The sequence below is a fragment of the Stenotrophomonas maltophilia genome (assembly GCF_006970445.1).
GTDB classification, from domain to species: domain Bacteria; phylum Pseudomonadota; class Gammaproteobacteria; order Xanthomonadales; family Xanthomonadaceae; genus Stenotrophomonas; species Stenotrophomonas maltophilia_AU.
The window spans coordinates 452153-470349 of record NZ_CP033877.1; the positions used below are offsets into that span (position 1 = coordinate 452153).

At 61.0% G+C, this 18197-nt stretch carries 18 protein-coding genes; 10 read left to right on the forward strand and 8 right to left on the reverse strand.

Annotation, left to right across the window (positions count from 1 at the left end; genetic code table 11):
• Positions 1–500: 500 nt before the first annotated feature.
• From aceE to EGM71_RS02020, 5 genes are all read left to right on the forward strand, one after another.
• Positions 501–3188 (forward strand): pyruvate dehydrogenase (acetyl-transferring), homodimeric type, encoded by a 2688-nt coding sequence (gene aceE / locus EGM71_RS02000; protein ID WP_046984452.1) that lies wholly within the window; start codon positions 501–503, stop codon positions 3186–3188.
• Positions 3189–3332: 144 nt separating this feature from the next.
• Positions 3333–3548, forward strand: coding sequence for a hypothetical protein (locus tag EGM71_RS02005; protein ID WP_161770659.1), 216 nt, complete (start codon positions 3333–3335; stop codon positions 3546–3548).
• Between the two features lie 39 nt (positions 3549–3587).
• Positions 3588–5168: an anti-phage dCTP deaminase gene (locus EGM71_RS02010; RefSeq protein ID WP_164090151.1), complete on the forward strand. Its 1581-nt coding sequence runs from the start codon at positions 3588–3590 to the stop codon at positions 5166–5168.
• A gap of 128 nt (positions 5169–5296) precedes the next feature.
• A complete protein-coding gene (locus tag EGM71_RS20975; protein ID WP_430544080.1) occupies positions 5297–5671 on the forward strand; it encodes a Panacea domain-containing protein in 375 nt (124 codons plus the stop codon).
• Between the two features lie 11 nt (positions 5672–5682).
• Positions 5683–6405, forward strand: coding sequence for a hypothetical protein (locus EGM71_RS02020; RefSeq protein WP_164090153.1), 723 nt, complete (start codon positions 5683–5685; stop codon positions 6403–6405).
• Between the two features lie 8 nt (positions 6406–6413).
• On the opposite strand, the gene EGM71_RS02025 is transcribed toward EGM71_RS02020, so the two are convergent.
• The 6 genes from EGM71_RS02025 to EGM71_RS02050 all read right to left on the reverse strand — a co-directional run bounded on the left by EGM71_RS02025 (position 6414) and on the right by EGM71_RS02050 (position 11812).
• Positions 6414–7331, reverse strand: coding sequence for an HNH endonuclease (locus EGM71_RS02025; protein WP_188487445.1), 918 nt, complete (start codon positions 7329–7331; stop codon positions 6414–6416).
• A gap of 624 nt (positions 7332–7955) precedes the next feature.
• Positions 7956–8324, reverse strand: coding sequence for a hypothetical protein (locus EGM71_RS02030; RefSeq protein ID WP_188487447.1), 369 nt, complete (start codon positions 8322–8324; stop codon positions 7956–7958).
• 453 nt (positions 8325–8777) lie between these two features.
• Positions 8778–9203 (reverse strand): energy transducer TonB, encoded by a 426-nt coding sequence (locus EGM71_RS02035; protein ID WP_188487449.1) that lies wholly within the window; start codon positions 9201–9203, stop codon positions 8778–8780.
• A 91-nt stretch (positions 9204–9294) separates the two neighbouring features.
• Positions 9295–9504: a hypothetical protein gene (locus EGM71_RS02040; RefSeq protein WP_188487451.1), complete on the reverse strand. Its 210-nt coding sequence runs from the start codon at positions 9502–9504 to the stop codon at positions 9295–9297.
• 91 nt (positions 9505–9595) lie between these two features.
• Positions 9596–10921 carry an XVIPCD domain-containing protein gene (locus EGM71_RS02045; protein ID WP_188487453.1) on the reverse strand — a complete coding sequence of 442 codons (1326 nt, stop codon included), beginning with the start codon at positions 10919–10921 and terminating at the stop codon, positions 9596–9598.
• Positions 10922–10942: 21 nt separating this feature from the next.
• Positions 10943–11812 (reverse strand): hypothetical protein, encoded by an 870-nt coding sequence (locus tag EGM71_RS02050; protein ID WP_188487454.1) that lies wholly within the window; start codon positions 11810–11812, stop codon positions 10943–10945.
• Between the two features lie 216 nt (positions 11813–12028).
• Between EGM71_RS02050 and EGM71_RS02055 the strand changes: the two genes are divergently transcribed.
• From EGM71_RS02055 to EGM71_RS02070, 4 genes are all read left to right on the forward strand, one after another.
• Positions 12029–12955 (forward strand): XVIPCD domain-containing protein, encoded by a 927-nt coding sequence (locus EGM71_RS02055; protein WP_188487456.1) that lies wholly within the window; start codon positions 12029–12031, stop codon positions 12953–12955.
• A 165-nt stretch (positions 12956–13120) separates the two neighbouring features.
• Positions 13121–14266 (forward strand): YncE family protein, encoded by a 1146-nt coding sequence (locus tag EGM71_RS02060; protein WP_188487458.1) that lies wholly within the window; start codon positions 13121–13123, stop codon positions 14264–14266.
• Between the two features lie 143 nt (positions 14267–14409).
• Positions 14410–14985 carry a hypothetical protein gene (locus EGM71_RS02065; protein WP_188487459.1) on the forward strand — a complete coding sequence of 192 codons (576 nt, stop codon included), beginning with the start codon at positions 14410–14412 and terminating at the stop codon, positions 14983–14985.
• Positions 14986–15022: 37 nt separating this feature from the next.
• On the forward strand, positions 15023–16126 hold the full coding sequence (locus EGM71_RS02070; RefSeq protein WP_188487461.1) for a hypothetical protein: 1104 nt from the start codon (positions 15023–15025) through the stop codon (positions 16124–16126).
• A 49-nt stretch (positions 16127–16175) separates the two neighbouring features.
• On the opposite strand, the gene EGM71_RS02075 is transcribed toward EGM71_RS02070, so the two are convergent.
• Positions 16176–16592, reverse strand: a complete 417-nt coding sequence (locus EGM71_RS02075) for an XVIPCD domain-containing protein (RefSeq protein ID WP_188487463.1) — start codon at positions 16590–16592, stop codon at positions 16176–16178.
• Between the two features lie 75 nt (positions 16593–16667).
• Positions 16668–17147 (reverse strand): nuclear transport factor 2 family protein, encoded by a 480-nt coding sequence (locus EGM71_RS02080; protein ID WP_188487465.1) that lies wholly within the window; start codon positions 17145–17147, stop codon positions 16668–16670.
• A gap of 231 nt (positions 17148–17378) precedes the next feature.
• Between EGM71_RS02080 and EGM71_RS02085 the strand changes: the two genes are divergently transcribed.
• On the forward strand, positions 17379–18191 hold the full coding sequence (locus tag EGM71_RS02085; RefSeq protein ID WP_188487466.1) for an alpha/beta fold hydrolase: 813 nt from the start codon (positions 17379–17381) through the stop codon (positions 18189–18191).
• Positions 18192–18197 lie beyond the last annotated feature (6 nt).

Genomic DNA, 18197 nt, shown 5'->3' on the forward strand with positions numbered 1-18197 from the left:
CGAAGCCGGCAATCATCGATCCGGCCACAAGCAGGTGCGTTTTGGGCCACGGCCGGCCGCGTGCACAGCAAAAGGGGCGCCCCTTGCAGGGCGCCCCGGCGATGCTGTGGAAGGGAGCAGGGCCGCCAAGCCCCTCACTCGCGGCCCACGCTGGACCCGCTGCCGGCACCAATCCAGAGGCAGATGCGACATGTTGTCGCCGGTTCAGTACACCCGCCCGGGGCGCACCTACGGCGGTGCCGGAGTTGCCCTACAACCGTCATCGGCAGCGGTAACACTGCGTCCTGCACATGGGCGCAGCGGCCCGCAAACGACAGCCCGCGCAGCCGCCAAGGCCCGCCGCAGGGCCCTCAGCGGGCCCGGCAAGCCCCTTGCGGACACTGGCCGGTTGCATCCATACGCCTGCGTAGCCAAGTGACGAAAGCCCTTGGTGCGCTACACTTTGCGGTCTAGAAATCTATACAACAGTCGCGCGCGTGCGTGCGGTTATGGGAGCGCTAATGAACTGGTTGAACGAGGTGCTGAACAACGACCCGAATCCTGTGGAAACCCAGGAGTGGATCGAGTCGTTGAAGGCCGTTATTGATGTCGAGGGCTCCGAGCGCGCGCATCAGCTGCTGGAAGGCATGGTGGAACTGACCCGTCGTTCGGGCGCCTACCTGCCGTTCTCTCCCACCACCGAGTACGTCAATACCATCGAGCCGCAGCTCGAGGCCAAGAGCCCGGGCAATGCCGAGCTGGAATGGCGCATCCGTTCGATCATCCGCTGGAATGCGATGGCCACCGTGGTGCGCGCCAACCGCAAGCCGGGTGACCTAGGCGGCCACATCGCCTCGTTCGCCTCCGGCGCCACCCTGTACGACGTGGGCTTCAACCACTTCTGGCGCGCCCCGAGCGAAAACCACCCGGGCGACCTGCTGTTCATCCAGGGCCACAGCGCCCCGGGCATCTACGCGCGTTCCTTCCTGGAAGGCCGCATCAGCGAAGAGCAGCTGGACAAGTTCCGCATGGAAGTGGACGGCGGTGGCCTGTCCTCGTACCCGCACCCGTGGCTGATGCCGGAATACTGGCAGACCCCGACCGTGTCGATGGGCCTGGGCCCGCTGGCCGCCATCTACCAGGCGCAGTTCATGCGCTACCTGGAAAATCGTGGCCTGATCGAGAAGTCCGACCGCAAGGTGTGGTGCTTCATCGGCGACGGCGAGAGCGACGAGCCGGAAACCCTGGGTGCCATCGCCCTGGCCGGCCGTGAAGGCCTGGACAACCTGATCTTCGTGGTGAACTGCAACCTGCAGCGCCTGGACGGCCCGGTGCGCGGCAACGGCAAGATCATCCAGGAACTGGAAGGCGTGTTCCGTGGCGGCGGCTGGAACGTGATCAAGCTGCTGTGGGGCGGTTACTGGGATGCCCTGCTGGCCAAGGACAGCGACGGCGTCCTGAAGAAGCTGATGATGGAAACCGTCGACGGCGAATACCAGAACTGCAAGGCCTTCGGCGGCGCGTATACCCGCGAGCATTTCTTCGGCAAGTACCCGGAAACCGCTGCGATGGTCGCCGGCCTCAGCGACGACGACATCTGGCGCCTGAACCGTGGTGGCCACGACCCGCACAAGGTGTACGCCGCCTACCACCAGGCCGTGAACACCAAGGGCATGCCGACCGTCATCCTGGCCAAGACCGTGAAGGGTTACGGCATGGGCAGCGCCGGTGAGGCACTGAACCCGACCCACCAGACCAAGAAGCTGGACGACGAAGCGGTGCGCCACTTCCGCGACCGCTTCAACATTCCGGTGACCGACGCGCAGCTGGCCGACGGCCAGGTGCCGTTCTACCACCCGGGCCCGGATTCGCCGGAAGTGCAGTACCTGCAGGAACGCCGTGCCGCGCTGGGCGGTTACCTGCCGCAGCGCCGCCGCAAGGCCGACAAGACCTTCGTGGCGCCGAAGCTGGAAGCCTACGACCGCCTGCTGAAGAGCAGCGGCGAGCGCAGCTACTCCACCACCATGGCGTTCGTGCAGAGCCTGAACATCACCCTGCGTGACAAGGAGCTGGGCCCGCACATCGTGCCGATCGTGGCCGACGAAGCCCGTACCTTCGGTATGGAAGGCCTGTTCCGCCAGATCGGCATCTACGCGCCGTTCGGCCAGAAGTACAAGCCGGTCGATGCCGACCAGCTGATGTTCTACCGCGAAGACCAAAGCGGCCAGGTGCTGCAGCAGGGCATCAGCGAGCCGGGCGCGATCAGCTCGTGGATGGCCGCCGGTACCAGCTACTCGGTCAGCAACGTGCCGATGCTGCCGTTCTACATCTACTACTCGATGTTCGGCTTCCAGCGCGTGGGCGACATCGCCTGGCAGGCCGCCGACATGCGTACCCGCGGCTTCCTGCTGGGTGGCACCGCCGGCCGCACCACGCTGAACGGTGAAGGCCTGCAGCACGAAGATGGCTTCAGCCATCTGGTGGCCGGTGGCATCCCGAACGTGCGCAGCTACGACCCGACCTTCGGCTTCGAAGTGACCGTGGTGCTGCAGCATGGCACCAAGCGCATGATGGAAGACCAGGTGGACGAGTATTACTACGTCACCCTGATGAACGAGAACTACACCCACCCGGAAATGCCGGAAGGCGCGGCCGAAGGCATCGTCAAGGGCATGTACCTGCTGACCGACGCCGGCAAGCCGAAGAAGGGCGAGCTGCGCGTGCAGCTGCTGGGCTCGGGCACCATCCTGCGCGAAGCCATTGCCGCCGCCGAGCTGCTGGACAAGGACTTCGGCGTGACCGCCGACATCTGGAGCTGCCCGAGCTTCAACGAACTGCGTCGCGATGGTTTCGACGTGGAACGTGCCAACCGCCTGCATCCGGAAGGTGAGCAGCGCAAGGCCTACGTGACCGAGCTGCTGGAAGGCCGCCAGGGCCCGGCGATTGCCGCCACCGACTATGTGCGTGCGTATGCGGATCAGATCCGTGCGTTCGTGCCGATGTCGTACACGGTGCTGGGTACGGATGGTTTCGGCCGTTCGGATACGCGTGCGAACCTGCGTCGGTTCTTCGAGGTTGACCGGTACTACATCGCGCATGCCGCGATTGCGGCGCTGGCGAAGGAAGGGAAGATGACCGCGAAGGATGTGGCCCGGGCGATCAAGCAGTACAAGATTGATCCGGAGAAGGCTAATCCTGTTGGGGTTTGATGTAAGCCTTTGATTTATATTGCTTTATTGTGGTAATGGGAGCGCGCTCGCGCCACCTCATGGTGGCTCGAGCGACGTTCTTTCACTCGATTTTATCAATGAAGTTGCCTACACTCGCCACATAGGGGCAGCAGGAAGGATGCAATGAAGACTCAGATCTTCGAATGCCATCGACATAAGGACATGATTTCCGCTAACGGAGATTTCCAACAGCTGGAGTTGGATTTCGAGGCCGCTACACGCGTTAGCGCAAAAATTCTGTGCTTTTCAGAACATAGAGCACGGGTTCACGCATTGAGTGAAGGTGATGATGCGTCCCGCCGTTTGCTCGAATTTGCCGCGACCCTCCCTGACTGGTAAATGACTGCGGTAGACTCCCTAGACAAACAGGGGGTAAGGATGAACGCCGCGATCGCACCTGTGGGCAAGAATGCCCCAGCAGCCAGTAATGCGCTCTCTAAAGATGCGAGCGATGAGATTCGCTCCAGGCATTCCAAAGAACTAATAATCGGGCTGAGCGGCCCGGTTGGCTGTGGTCTAGAGCACGTAAAGCGCGTGCTAAGGCAGCAACTTGAACTGCATGGATATGATGTGGTTGACATAAAAGTGTCGGCCCAATTCGCGGAACTGGCGAGAAGATTTGGTTTGCCGGAGCCGCCTAGTTCATTTGCGAATGAGTACGAACGAATCAGTGCTTTCCAGGACTTAGGGAATTCGCTGAGGAGTCGCGTTGGTGGAGACTTGGCTGCGCAGCTTGCAGTAAGCATGATTGCCCAGGATCGAACGGCTAAGAATCCTGGAATGCCTGTTCAGGATATCAAACCGGGCAGAGTTGCCTACATAATCGATCAACTAAAGAATCCTAGTGAAGCGATACTGCTTCGGGAAATTTACGGAAATATCTTCTATCTAATTGGCATCCTAACCGGATATGAAAAGAGGAAGTCTTATCTATCCGCTTTGATGGGAGGTGCTAATGCCGAACAGCTCATTGAACGGGATAGGGCTGAATCTGGAAGTTCTGGTCAGCAATTGGAAAAGACACTTAAACTTGCTGACTATTTTGTCAGAAATGATAGTGACAATACTCCAGAGCTCGAGGCGCCAATACGTCGATTTGTTAAGCTTCTGCATGGAGCGCCAGGTATAACTCCAACACTTCTTGAGCGAGGAATGCACTCTGCATACAGTGCATCGCTTCGCTCTGCCTGTTTGTCGAGACAGGTTGGTGCAGCAATCCTGGATTCGGATGGAATTCTAATCTCAACCGGTTGCAACGACGTTCCGAAGGCCGGCGGTGGGCTTTACGACGAAAGCGGAAATGATCAGCGTTGCGTGTTTCGAGAGGGTGGAATTTGCTTTAATGATAAGCACAAGGATCGCCTCAGAGATGAGATTGAACAACTTCTGATTAATCGTGGTGTTGCGAAAAGTCAGGCAAGTTTGCTGGCGCGCGAGATTCGATCGGGAACGCGGCTTAAGGATCTTATTGAGTTCTCACGCGCGGTCCATGCTGAGATGGACGCGATAATTTCGGCTGCAAGAAGAGGGGGTAGCGCTATTCAAGGGTGCCTGCTTTTCACAACGACCTACCCTTGCCACAATTGTGCCCGTCATATCGTCGCGGCGGGTATTAGCGCTGTGTACTTTATTGAGCCCTACGGAAAAAGTCTCGCCAGTGAACTGCATGATGACGCGATCAGTCACGCACCTTCCTCGTCTGCAGCCTCAGCGACTGGGAAAGTCGCCTTCCTGCATTTTGAAGGAGTCGCTCCTGCACGATTCTCGAGTCTTTTCTTTTCTTTGGACTCGAGGAAGGATTCAGCTGGAAAGGCCAGGTTTGTTCGTGAAGAGCAATCTGAAAAGAGAGCGCCTGAACTTCTTGATAATTACAGGGAGCTTGAAGCGAAAATTAATGAAAGGCTCAAGAAGAAGGTTGATGAAGCGGAGAGCGCTTTCATTCCTGATGGTGTTGCCTAATGAAGGGGTCATTTATGTACGACAGTAGGGCAGTCGCCAATACGGTCCTGGAGTGCGCAGAAAATCGTGGATTAAAGATAACTAATTTATCGCTACAGAAGATCATGTACTTCTGCCACGGATGGCATATGGTAGTTTTTGGGTCGCCATTGATAAGGCAGGAATTTGAAGCGTGGCAATACGGACCAGTGCTTCAAAATCTATATAGGGAATTCAAAGGATTTGAGCGAAAGGCGATTGATGGCAGGTGTACTCAAATTGACCTTGAGACTGGTGCCAGAAAAGTTGTAGAGCCTGTGCAGAAATTGGAAGTCTATAATCTCATTGACTCCTGCGTTTGTTTCTATGGGGCGCTGAGGCCTGGGACGCTAGTTGAAATGAGCCATGATCCGGCAGGTCCCTGGCATGATTCTTGGAATTACGAGGGTGAAGTTAATCCGGGGATGCGAATGCCTAACGAAAGAATTCATGAGTACTTCATGCAGGTGACTCGGCCATTTTAGAGGGATATTCCATGTCGAAAATGAAGGCTCCTAAAGTACCGTCACTGCAGCATCTTGCCCGCACTTGGGATCCTGATCCCGAGAAAGTTAGAAGTACACTGGTGGCATTGGCTAAAAATAGCCCGACTTTTAGCTATCAATTGATGTATGAGTTAGTTCAGGACCTGGTTCATGCCAAAATTCCATATGAGCAAATTGAATTCGCAATAAGGTCTCGCGTAGGGCGGGAGAGTGTCAGAAATAACTTTTTAGAAATTCTTCCGCTGGTTCGTGAAGGTATGGAAGGAATTCGTCCGTCATTCGTCCACAGGGTCGTACCTCGGCACTATCCTCTCGGGCGAGGCCTATATGTCCCGTTCTCTCCGCCATTCGTCTACGGTGCGAGTGGCGCTCTTCATATGCCCTGGTTTAGTTTTTGGCGAAGCAATCCCCTTTCGGGTGTCAGGCTCAGCCTATTTGCGACAATCATCGATGAAATTGTCGAGCAAGATCCAGATCTCGAGTGTGCAGAGGTAACGATTCTTGACTTTAGTGCATCAGGCGCCGCGTCCCCGCGCGAACTTAAGAAAATTAAGCTGAAAGAAATTGAGCGTGTTGATCGAGATAATTTGGTCGAGATGCTCAGAGTTTACGTATCTGGTTATGAGGCGGCGTGCCGTGATTTGGAGGCGAATGATTTTTCGTCGCTGGAGACTGAGTCGGAGAATGATGCGCAGTTCTTGTTGTTCGATTAGGACTGAGATCAAGAATCGCGTTTATTTTCTATGGGGTATTCGTAAGTGCATCTTCTGAATACAGTGTCTCGATGAAACTCAAGATACTCTAGCTGTCGTTGTGAAAAGGGGCCGCAATTGCGACCTTGCGTAATATCAAGCCTGAGAGAATTCTGGACGTTCAAAGGAAAGTCCGGGGCGACGATCAGGTTTGCTTCTTTCGAGAAGCTAATCCAACCCCCATCAAAAAGTAGGTCCGCGTGCGGAGCGAGAAGTAAACCGTTCTCGCCATCAACGCGCTCGCTATGAGTGCTATCTGCCCATGGCTTGATGTGGCTCGCGCGCAAGAATCTCAGGTCCTCAATGCCAGTCAGGCGGCAACCTTTCTCAACGCCAATCAGGCGCTCGCGGAATAGACGTTGCTTCGTCCTAACTGCGGTTTCACGAATTGTGCTGGTCGAGTCAATGCTCTCGAGCGCAGTATTGATCTCAGCCTCATCCTTTTCACCTGCCATGAGGCCCAGTGAGGCTTCCAGTGATCTCAAGCGGAACACGATCGCAGATCTAGGCTGCCCTTCTCGATCTGGTGTGTCAGGTTGAACGTAGGAGGACTGGCACATGAACCTACCAAGGTATCGGTAGGGCCGCCCCTTGCCCATCATCTGAAACACTACGAGCGTCTTGCCATCTTTGACGTGCTCGCCGATCGCTCGGTTGCCCGCCACATACTTCATGTCTCCGACTTGACCCTCGCCGAAGTAATGAAAGACCTCGTCGTCGTCCCAAAAGTCATGGTAGCCGTGAGACACGCCGGCCTCGCCAGTGAATGCGATGACTAGCGGATGCTCCTTGGGTGTCGAAATGCCGCCTTGCTGTTGCCCGCCAAATACACCGTGGATCTGCTTTTGACGGTTGTAGAGCGCGCCAACCTCGAATGGGAGTTCCATCCTAGATCCCTGTCCCAGAAGCTAAGTGCCCAGGATTCTAGCCAGAACCAGGTTCCTTGTGTCATTGGTTGACGCGTTTGGCTTCGTCGACAGGGTGAAGATAGGGGGCTATTGGGACGCAGACCAAGGGCAGCTGTTCTCAGGTGCGCTCAGGTTCCTCCTGCGTCTCTCTGGTGAGCCCCATCCATCTTTCCAGCGCTGTAGCTTCATTGCATCGCTTGCGACCGTAGACATAGTGACCATCAGAAGACTCGGCCCAGAGTTGTCCGAGAACAGAACGGCATCGCCGCGTACGCTGATATCAAAGAAGCGTCTACTGGAATCATGCGTTTCGATGGTGACGCCTTGGCAAGCCAACGCTTCGGCAAAGTTCTCGGCGTCGGCCTGAAACAGGGCAAACTCCGAGTCGGTAAGTCTTGGGTAGTTCTCAAGACTCATTGCGGTGGCCGGCGCGTACGTCCCTACAATGATCAATCCCGATAGCGCTGCCGTCGTCAGGGCAAGCAAAGTTCGGCTCGGCATAGTGAGGCCAGTGTTGGAGGCTAAAGGCTCAGACAGCGGCGAATGCTTCGGACCGTGCATACGATCCATGCATTGCATTCGATGTGGGCAGCAAGGCGCGCTCTACTCCCGAACCTGCAGCCGCTCAATAGCCTGCGCAGTCAACGCCACACAAGCCATCTTCAACCCTTCCATAACCCGATCCCCCAGGTACTCCTCGGGCGCGCCGTTCTGCCGAGTCCGCTCCGCAGCCAGCATCAACTCCGCCACCACACGTAGCCCCGCCAGCGCGCAATCCGCATCCGCCAGCTGAAGGCACCGCCCAGGCAGTTGATGCCGCTCCGGCCAAGGCTGGCCATCCGCAGCCGCACCAGATCCGATACGGCGCAGCGTGGCGACGAAGGCGTTGGGATCGACGGAAGGTTCGCGCTCGGCTTCGGCGTTGTCCGGATCGTACTGCGCGTGCAGGGAACGGAAGTCCGATGTGTTCATGGCAATGCTCCGTACAGGACAGATAGCAACGCCACCGATAAAGGCGGCGGACGGTGCGTGGTTCGAAAGCCGGACAGTAACCAAGCCGGTGGGTCCGAAGACCCCCACGCACCGCCCGCCATGGAACGCGAACGGATTGCCAGCCGGCGCCACGCAAGGTGACGCCGGCTGACAAGCGCAAAACACAAGGCTACTGAACGGGCTTTCGAACCCCGCGCCACTCTTTTCCGGTGGCACGCCAAGAGATACCCGTGCAGCAACCAAATGCCAAGAAACCACAGGACTGATGATTGCCAGCCCTGACGCTTTCGGCATTGTCGCACACGGTGTTAAGCCGGCAAGCGATTGCGCCGCAACGTTCTTGAAGGGCTTGGCGCTATTGGCCCCAAGCGCAGGAGCACCCGCAGCCAGGGCCATGGCCTAGGGCCAATAGCGACAAATTGGACCAGCGGTTCAGCCGAGCGGCGCCTCGGCCGTGGGCACGAAGGTCAGACGGACCCGCACCCGCGCATGCAGCGCGACGCCCTCAACCACGACCGGATCAAAACGCCATTGGTCCACTGCGGTAATGGCAGCACGATCAAGCTCCCGCAGTCCGCTGGACCGCGCCACCATCACGTTGGAAACGTGGCCCAGCTCATCCAGTTGAGCAATCAACAGCACCGTCATGGGAGCCTGCAGGAAGGTATCGGGCGGCGTGGCGACGGCCGTTGAATACACAAGGGCAGGTGCCTGCCGCAGCTTGAAGGTAGGGTTGTCACCGCGCTCTACGAACACTTCGGTGGAAACCTGCGGGTCTGCCGGCATGGCCATGGCAGGTGTAGCGCCCAACAGCATCAGAGCAAGGTTCAGTGCCAGGGCGGTGTTTAAACGGGGCATACGTGGTTTCCATTCCGGTGCACTATCAGCATAGCGGCCATCCCCTGGCATCGCTTGCCTTGAATGCCGGCGCGCTGGACTGCTGCGCGGATTACTCAGGTACGCCCGGCCGTGGCCACAGCGCATCGTCACGCTGCAGGTCGTAGTCGCTGCCGAACGCCAGCGCCGCCTCGCGTGGCGGCAGGTCTGCATAGCAGCCCAGCAGGTACTCATCCATGCTGGCATCGCGATGGTCGATGGCGAACAGGTGGAGAAGCTCCTTGTCGAAGGCTTCCAGCCATGCAGGGTCGATCTTGGTCATGGTCATCCTCCCGAAGCAGGTGAGGATGACCTGGGGAGGTCTCAGGGACTGCGATCTCTGGCCCCGAGAGAGGCCGCCTCAATCTGGACAGTCAGCCCATGCGCATGGCGTGGCTCTGCTGCTCCTGAGTACGTGCATCCAGCGCCTGCTGCTCATTCTGGCGGGTGAGCTCGCGCTGATCGCCAACCACAGCCAGTTGCTGCAGCGACTCAGCCACCGGCGTTTGTGCAGCCACGGCAGTGGGCATGCCTGCACGCAGGTGGGCGGGATCAGATAGGTCGCCTTGTACAACAAAGATGGTGTGACCCGCCGGCTGACTGGCCGTGGCGTTGCTCAGCACCACATGGTCCACCTGTTCCAGACCCTGCTCGCGTGCCTTCACTGTCAGGCTGGCGGCGAGGTTCTCACTGGTCGCGTCGAAGGGGCGGCCGTGCTTCTCGTCCAGTGCAGCGACGCCCTGGCGAATCTGCTGATGGAGCGCGTAGTCCGGGCTGCCTGGCTCTATCGCCGCGATTCGGCGGCCTTCCGTAAAGAGAGGCTCGGGTTCCTGCGTAGACACCACGCGCGGACTCTTGGCGATCTCTCTGTAGGGATCTTCAGGATGAAACTGCTTCGCCTTGGCCTCGCGTTCCAGGCGAACTTCGCGAGTCTCGTTCAACGCGGAAATCTCGGCGGGATCGGTCTCCTTGGTTGTTCTGTCGAGTGGGGGAACGCCCACCGTGCGATTCCAGCTGCCGTCCTTCGGGTCGTAGCTGTGATAGTCGAACTTGGTGCCAATCACGTTCGGATCGACGGCGTCGCGCTGCAGGAGTGCCGCACCCTCGAACTTGCTCAGCTCAACGAAGTAGAAATGCCCGGCAGGCTGCGGCATATCCAGGTGCACGCTGACCGCCGTCTTGCCGGCACGGAATGCGCCTGCAGCGCTGTTGTCCAGCATGTTCTGCCAGACTTTCTCGGCTGCCTGCTCGCCGCGTTTATGCTCCGTAGACACCAGCAGCAAGCGCGGCGTCCAGCAGTTCACATTGAGGTCGTTCTTTTCGAACGAAACATCGTGGGATTTGAGCGTGCTCGTGTAGGGCAGGTTGAGTGCCAGATCGGGCCTGCCGGCCTCCACCCAGCTTCTGCGTTCCGCCAGGTCATTCCTGATCAGATCCTGGCCGAAGGTTTCTTGCCTGCGCTCGGTGAACGCTACGTTCTTCTCGTTGCCGAACAGCGTGGCCTGTTGCTCGGCAACGGCGGTTGCAAAGCTGTTGGCCACCCGGCCGGGGAGGCTGTCGTTGCGCACAACACCCAACGCCAGCAGTCCGTAGCCATCATTGTCGGGAAGCTGCGCGAGATAGTTCCAATACAGCTCGCGATTTCCCTCCTTCGCGTAGGAGGACAGGACACGAATGTCCTTATCGGTAAGTCCGCTCATGGTTCATCCTTGAGATGCGGTTTACGGCTGAACGCGATATCGGCTCAGAAGTTCACGCACGCTGGTTTCCAAGCGCTGCCAGTCGCTCAGCATGACGCGTGCATAGTTCATCTCGATGGCGATGCTGTCGCCCACGTCCACGATGGAATGGCGGCACATTGCGATCTGGCCTTCGCCGGCGCGTTCAAGTGTCTTGCCCTGAATCGTGAGCCCGTCAGGAATGCGGTCTGCCGGGTCGCAGCTGATGAAGGTTGCAAGTTGGCCATCCGTGGTGCGCGCGACATACCAGTCTGGTTCCATCGCCGGGTTGTGCACGTAAGGCCTGCCCAGCGCAGCCTCCGAATCCTTCGCATAGGCTGCCATCAACGATGGGTCGATCGCATACGGCGTCAGACCCCAGCGTTCGGGTTGTGCAACGCGCAGCGCAAGGTTCTCTACCGGGTCCCTTCGCTCCAGTGATCCAGGCGCGCTGGTGGCCTCACTGCTGGACCGACGTGCCAGATAGTTCTGGATGGGAACGCGATCGATGTATCTAAGCTCGACCAGCACCTGCCGTCGGCTGTCCTGCGTGCTGCGCACCGGGCGATTTCCCGGAGGCGCTGCATCGAAATCAGGCCAGAACACGGTGAGCATGACGCCCCCATCGGCCAGGGGGCCCGTCTGGTTGTAGTAAAGGTTGGCCGGGAATATGAAGCGGTGCGGGCCAAGCCGAGCTTCCACCGGCTGCGTCGTGTAGGTCTGTCCGCCCACCGTACGTGGGCTGGTTGCGCTTTCGGACATGGGGGTTCCGTTCGGGTCCTTTTCCGTGGATGGGGCCTTCGCGCAGGCGGTGGTGCTCAGCACGGCCACCAGGGTGAAGGAGGCAAGCCGGCAAGCCGGTGCTCTGCTCATGGGCGATTCCCTTGCATGATCGAAACGACTATAGAACGGTGGAATGGCGAGCTCCAGTCGGTGCCGGGGCCTCGCTCACGAGTAGGGGCCATTACTGCACGCTGGCTCACATATTCAGCAAGCCGCGATCGGCCTCCTCTATTCCTCCACCTGCCTCCCATCCCACCTATGCCATCATCCGCCCAGGACCGCAGCACCCATCAAGGCTGAACAGGCATGGAGCAGGCAACACGCTACACAGCAACGCTTTATCTAGCCGCCCCCGGCACCCCGCTGAAAAGTGGGGGCATCTCGCCGCGCGGCCATATGTACCTGCAGGTGGCGGCGGGCGACGAGGCCCGCAGCTACGGCTTCGCACCACCGCGCCAGGCGCCGGGCGAGACCCGCACCGGCGTGCAGTACGCGCAGGTGCGCCACGACGATGCCGACGAGCATCTGCAGCCGTACTACAGCCGCACCCTGGAAATCACCGAGGAGCACTACGGCTGCCTGCGTGATTTCGCCGAGGAACCGGCCGAGTTCGAATTCGATGTGGATCGCCCGGCCACCATCAACCGTTGCAGCGATTTCGTCTGGGCGGCGCTGCATTACGCCGGGCTGCATCCGCTGCCGGCGCCGCTGGACGGCGGCAGCAACCTGGGCGAGTTCGCGGTGCTGTTCAACCTGCCGGAAATCCAGTGCATTGCCGCGCCGTTCCCGGGCAGCGATCTGAATGCCGAAACCCACCATGCGATGCCCGAGCGCGAGGCCGAACACCATCGCCAGGGCGACCGTGCCAGCGATGAGCCGCCGCCGACGCCGATTGAAGTGGCCGGTACGCTGCTGGACCCTTCGCATCCCGACCATCGCCTGTTCTCGCAGCTGATCCAGAAAGTGGCGGAGCTGGATGCAGCGCATGGCCGCCCGTTCGATGCGGCCAGCCAGCGCATCAGTGCCAGCCTGCTGGTGCTGGCCAAGCAGAACAATCTCTCGCGCGTGGACCACGTGCTGCTCAGCCAGCCGACCAAAAACAGCCATGCGGCCGAGAGCATCTTCATCGTGCAGGGCGACCGCAACGATCCGGGGCACCGCCGCGCCAGCATCGCCACCGAGGTGGCGGCCAAGACCGATGTGGCTGATTCGCTGCGGTTGAAGGAGCAGTAATCCGCGCGTCTGCCATACGCGGGCAGACGCACGCCACGCCCCCCACCTGCTACCATTCCCCGGCAACCCCAGCCAGCCCACCCGCGCAGACAGATGCAGGTCGGGCCGTCGCAGTACGGCCCAGCGAGCCAGGACACCTTCCCGTGCCCATTCAAGGACGCTCGCATGTTCCGTAATCCTCTCTTCCGTTCGGCCGCCCTGGCCCTCGCTGTGTCGCTCAGCCTCGGCGTGCCTTCGGCGTTCGCCGACAACGCACCTGCCGCCAGCGCCAGCACCACCGTGCAGCGCCAGGCCGTGGCCAAGGGCCTGTACGAGCTGGCCTACAGCCCGAAGCAGAACGCCGTGTTCGTGGCCTCCTCCGGCGGTTTCGGCGATGACGCCGGCCCGGCCCAGGTGCTGCGCCTGAACCCGACCACGCTGACCGTGGAAACCCGCATCCCGCTGGAGCGCAAGGCGTTCGGCGTGGTGCTGGATGACGCCCACAACCGCCTGTACGTGGGCAACACCGTGGACCTGTCGGTGACGGTGGTCGACACCGCGCAGAACAAGGCGGTCGGCACCATCCAGCTGATGGAGAAGAAGACCGGCAAGGACGGCAAGGCCGCCTACACCCACGACCTGCGCGAGCTGGTGGTCGACAGCGCCGCCAACCGCCTGTACGTGACCGGCCACAGCAGCCAGCCGGACGTGAGCAGCGTGCTGTTCGTGATTGATACCACCACGCTGAAGGTGATCAACACCATCGACGGCCTGGGCAATGCCAAGGCACCGGGCCTGGCGCTGGATGCGGCCAACAAGCGCGTCTACACCAGCAATCTGCTGGCCGACCTGGTGGTGGTGGGTACCGATTCGAACGAGGTGGTGGCGCAGCACAAGATCGCCGCCGAGCAGCCGATGAACATCGCGCTGGACCCGGCCGGCATGCGCCTGTTCGTGACCGACCAGGGCTCGGAATTCCTGCGTGGCTACCAGGCCAAGAGCAGCGGCCTGGTCAGCAAGCATCCGGGCCAGCGCGTGCTGGTGCTCGACCGCAGCACCGGCAAGGAACTGGCCAGCATCCCGACCGACGCCGGCCCGCTGGGCATCCTGCTGGATGCACCGCGCAAGCGCCTGTATGTGACCAACCGCGAAGCCGGTACGGTGACGGCGTACAACAGTGACAGCTACCAGAAGGTGGCCACCTACACGGTGCCGACCCACCCGAACAGCCTGGCGCTGGATGCGAAGAACAACGTGCTGTTCGTGAGCATCAAGAACGGCGAGAAGGATGACAAGGGCGCTGACGAGAGCGTGGCGCGCATCCAGCTGTAAGGCGCTGACGCCGGGCCCCGCCCGGCGGTTTGCCGCGTGAAGAAGGCAGGGTGCAGACCCTGCCTTTTTCTTTGCCTGGTTGCAGTGCCTGAGGCCGCCCGCTAGGGTTGAAGCTCATGGCAGGGAGCCAAAGGATCTGAATCATGCTGGGTATCCACCGCTGGCTGCGCGCCGGCCTGATCTTCACGCTGGCGGGCACACTCGGCGCCTGCAGCAGCCGCGTACCGGATGCGCCGGAGCCGCTGGATCTGGTCAAGCCGATCAACGTGGCCGAGTCCGGCCAAGCGGTGCGGTTCGAGTTCGAGACGAATACCCGCAACTTCCAGCCGGGGCGCACGTATGCGCTGGAACTGGAGTTGCAGCGCCAAGCGACGCGTAGGCCGGACGAGCCTGACGTGGGCACACTGAGGGTCCCGTTCGAGGTGACCCTGCAGCAATGGGGCGCTGATGCCTGGAAGGATGTTCCCACCTACGACAGCTATCAAGCCGGGGTGCTCAATGCAGGTGAGCCGCTTCCGGAATGGCACGCATCCAGCGAATGGCGGTATACGTCGCCGCACATGGGCAGTGACGGCCAGTACACGCTGAGCCTGGTTGCTCTGCCATTGGAGCGTGATACGCGCTATCGCGTACAGGTTCGCACCGTACAGGCCACGCCGGAACTGCAGCATTACGCGGCTCAGTTGCGGGTACACGCAGCCCGGCCGCCAGGCAAGTAATCCACTTCACCACTGGAAGGAACGAAGGAGCCACCTTATGGACAAGCCACGCTATACCGTAGAGATCGTTATCGCTGCACCTGGCACACCGCTGATCGACCCCAGGACGCACAAGCAGGCCGTCGACGCGGAGGGCATTCCGCAGACGTCCGCCCCCGGCCATATGTTCTACGTCCTGCATGCCCCCGGCGTGCCTGCGAAGAGCTATGGGTTTGCTCCCAAGGAGCACGGAAGCATGAATGGTCCTGGCACCATCATGGAGGATGACGCAACGGTCTATAAGGACCCGCGCTATACGCGTACGCTCGAGATCAGTGAAGACCAGTACAAGAAGCTCCAGCAGTTCGGCTCGGACCCGGAGAAATTCGGCTTCAGCAAGCACTATCAGGATGTTCGCCACAACTGCGTGGACTTCACCTGGGAAGCACTGAACCACGCCGGCATCGAACGGAAAAGAAGTATCGACGTGAACGGGCTGGTCGGTCCTGCCGCGCAGCTTCTTCCGGATGTGCGCATTCCCCTGGGCATGAAAGGCGAAGGCAAGGACGCTTATCGTCCGCTGCGTAACATCCACGGCGTTGAAAGCATCGATCCGCCGTTCCCCGACAGCGAGCTCAACCGTACGAAAACCAACCCGATGCCCGATCGCACGTGGAAGCAGCACCTGCTGAGCGAGAACGACGACATGGGTGAGCGCAGTGGTGAGCGGTTGGCCAACGACGCGCGTGTGCCGGGTGACGCGTTGCATCCGCTGGATCAGCGCGTGCGTGCGGCGCTGGGGGAGGCCGCCGATCGGCAGGGGCTGCCGCCGGGACAGCAGCCCGAACTGCTGGCGGGCCACCTGACACGCTTGGCGGTGCAGGGGGGCTACACCGAACGCGATACCTTGCAGGTGGCCTTCAGTAGTGGCGGTGCAGCGGATTCGCCGGGCTATGTCTTTCTGCAGCGCACGGGCGAGACTGCATCACCGGATCCGGCGGCGAACCGCCAGCGCCTTTCGCTGGCCGATACCCAGCAGGGCACGGTTGAAGAGGTGTACCAGCTCGCCAGCGTGCAGCATCAGGGCCGCGAGGCCAGCCGCGTCGCGCAGGACGATCAGCTGCAGCAGCAGACGCAGCACGCTCAGCCGCGAATGGGCTGATACAGGGTTTTCCACAGGCGTCGATGGCATCGACGCCTGGCGGCATTCTTCACCCCAGGCGATGCACGGGATTCTGCTGCGGGTCCTGCGCCTGTGCATCCAGCGTCTGCTGCTCGGCGTGCACCGCCGGCTGTACAACCAGCCCCAACTTCTGCATCGACTGCTCCACCGGCGTCTGTACCGCCACCGCGGTCGGCATCATCGCGCGCAGGTGCGCGGGGTTGGCGGGGTCGCCCTGCACCACGAAGACGTTGTGCCCGGCCGGGTGCTGGGCCGTCGCATTGCTGATCAGCACATGGTCGACCTGCTGCAGGCCCTGCTCGCGGGCGAGCACGGTCAGGCTGGCGGTCAGGCGCTCGCTGGTCTGGTCGAACGGACGGCCGTGCTGGGCGTCCAGTGCGGCCACGCCTTGGCGGATCTGCTGATTGAGGCCGTACTCGGGATGGTTGGGGGTGATCTCTGCCATGGCGATCGAACGGTTGCGGTGGGTCGTGGTGGACCCCGCCAGTATAGATCCGGCCCGTGAAGCACGCCCGATGGGTCAGTCCGCTGCGTGATGGTCGTAGCTGATCACCCGTTCGGCCAGCCAGCGCCCGTCCACGCGGCGCCAGATCTGGATGAAGCGGGCCTGGCCCACCCAGTGCTCCACGCCGTCCTTGCCGCGCTCGTGGAAGCGGTGGTCGCCGATTTCCAGCGCCCGCTCATCGTGCAGCGGGAACACCTGCAGCGAGGACTCCACCAGTTCGCGGCGCAGGTGCCAGCCGCCCTTGCGCGCGTTGTCGCACATGTTGGCCACGCTACGGCGGAAGTCCTCGCGGTTGCTGGCCGACTTGCCGTCCTTGTCATGGAAGAACTCCATGTCTTCGGTGGTCATCGCGGCGGCCCTGTCGGCATCGCAGGCCTCGAAGGCCACAGCAAAGAGCTGGGTATCGGCCTGGCGGATCTGTTCGCGCAGGTCATTGGCGGGCGACGGTGCGGCAGCGAGGCCGGCGGCCAGCAGGGGCAGGGTGAGCAGCAACATGGCGAAACTCCCGGGAGTGATGCGCGCAGGCTGGCATGTCGGTGACCACGGCGGTACGGCGCTGCGACGAAACCGGGAAGGCGCGGTGCGAAGGCCGGGAATGCCGGCGCGGCGCCGTGCGGAGGCGTGCGGAGGCGTGTGCAGGCGATGTCACGGGCGGGCGCGATTCCCTCACGGCTGCCATAGGGCCTGGCCGCTAGCCTGCAATCCTCCCCTTCCACAGGAGCTCCCATGCCTGCTTCCCGCATCCGCCTGCATATTGAAGACAGTGGTGGCGACGGCCGCCCGGTGATCCTGATCCACGGTTGGCCGCTGTCCGCCGATGCCTGGAAGCCACAGGTGTCGATCCTGCGCGATGCCCAGCACCGGGTGATCAGCTACGACCGGCGTGGTTTCGGCCGCTCCGACAAGCCGACCGAGGGCTATGACTACGACACGCTGGCGGCGGACCTGGCGGGGTTGATCGAGGAACGTGATCTGCGCGACGTCACGCTGGTTGGTTTCTCGATGGGCGGCGGCGAGGTGGCGCGCTACGTGGCCAACCACGGCCAGGATCGCCTGCACAGCGTGGTGTTCGCTGCGGCGGTGCCGCCGTTCCTGCTGCGTGGTGGCGACAACCCGGAAGGTCCGCTGACCCAGGACAAGGCCGATGAAATGCGCAGCGGATTGGAGAAGGACCGCGAGGCGTTCTTCGACGGCTTCACCCGCGACTTCTTCAGCGCCAACGGCCAGTTGATGGTGACCGAAGAGACGCGGCAGGCGGCGATCGCGCTGTGCCATCAATCCGACCAGGCGGCGGCACTGGGCTGCATGCACGCGTTTGCCACCACTGATTTCCGGGATGACCTGAAAAAGGTCACGGTGCCGACGCTGATCCTGCACGGCGACAGCGATGCCATCGTACCGTTCAAGGGCTCCGGCCAGCGTACCCATGCGGCGATTGCGGGCAGCGAGGTGGTGATGCTGGAAGGTGCACCGCATGGCTGCAACACCAGCCACGCCGATCACTTCAATCTGGCGCTGCTGAACTTCCTGAAGCGATAAGCTGTG

Bases quoted from the DNA above. Each gene is read 5' to 3' on its own strand.
- aceE (WP_046984452.1), top strand. From the start codon at position 501: ATGAACTGGTTGAACGAGGTGCTGAACAACGACCCGAATCCTGTGGAA.
- EGM71_RS02005 (WP_161770659.1), top strand. From the start codon at position 3,333: ATGAAGACTCAGATCTTCGAATGCCATCGACATAAGGACATGATTTCC.
- EGM71_RS02010 (WP_164090151.1), top strand. From the start codon at position 3,588: ATGAACGCCGCGATCGCACCTGTGGGCAAGAATGCCCCAGCAGCCAGT.
- EGM71_RS20975 (WP_430544080.1), top strand. From the start codon at position 5,297: ATGGTAGTTTTTGGGTCGCCATTGATAAGGCAGGAATTTGAAGCGTGG.
- EGM71_RS02020 (WP_164090153.1), top strand. From the start codon at position 5,683: ATGTCGAAAATGAAGGCTCCTAAAGTACCGTCACTGCAGCATCTTGCC.
- EGM71_RS02025 (WP_188487445.1), bottom strand. From the start codon at position 7,331: ATGGAACTCCCATTCGAGGTTGGCGCGCTCTACAACCGTCAAAAGCAG.
- EGM71_RS02030 (WP_188487447.1), bottom strand. From the start codon at position 8,324: ATGAACACATCGGACTTCCGTTCCCTGCACGCGCAGTACGATCCGGAC.
- EGM71_RS02035 (WP_188487449.1), bottom strand. From the start codon at position 9,203: ATGCCCCGTTTAAACACCGCCCTGGCACTGAACCTTGCTCTGATGCTG.
- EGM71_RS02040 (WP_188487451.1), bottom strand. From the start codon at position 9,504: ATGACCAAGATCGACCCTGCATGGCTGGAAGCCTTCGACAAGGAGCTT.
- EGM71_RS02045 (WP_188487453.1), bottom strand. From the start codon at position 10,921: ATGAGCGGACTTACCGATAAGGACATTCGTGTCCTGTCCTCCTACGCG.
- EGM71_RS02050 (WP_188487454.1), bottom strand. From the start codon at position 11,812: ATGAGCAGAGCACCGGCTTGCCGGCTTGCCTCCTTCACCCTGGTGGCC.
- EGM71_RS02055 (WP_188487456.1), top strand. From the start codon at position 12,029: ATGGAGCAGGCAACACGCTACACAGCAACGCTTTATCTAGCCGCCCCC.
- EGM71_RS02060 (WP_188487458.1), top strand. From the start codon at position 13,121: ATGTTCCGTAATCCTCTCTTCCGTTCGGCCGCCCTGGCCCTCGCTGTG.
- EGM71_RS02065 (WP_188487459.1), top strand. From the start codon at position 14,410: ATGCTGGGTATCCACCGCTGGCTGCGCGCCGGCCTGATCTTCACGCTG.
- EGM71_RS02070 (WP_188487461.1), top strand. From the start codon at position 15,023: ATGGACAAGCCACGCTATACCGTAGAGATCGTTATCGCTGCACCTGGC.
- EGM71_RS02075 (WP_188487463.1), bottom strand. From the start codon at position 16,592: ATGGCAGAGATCACCCCCAACCATCCCGAGTACGGCCTCAATCAGCAG.
- EGM71_RS02080 (WP_188487465.1), bottom strand. From the start codon at position 17,147: ATGTTGCTGCTCACCCTGCCCCTGCTGGCCGCCGGCCTCGCTGCCGCA.
- EGM71_RS02085 (WP_188487466.1), top strand. From the start codon at position 17,379: ATGCCTGCTTCCCGCATCCGCCTGCATATTGAAGACAGTGGTGGCGAC.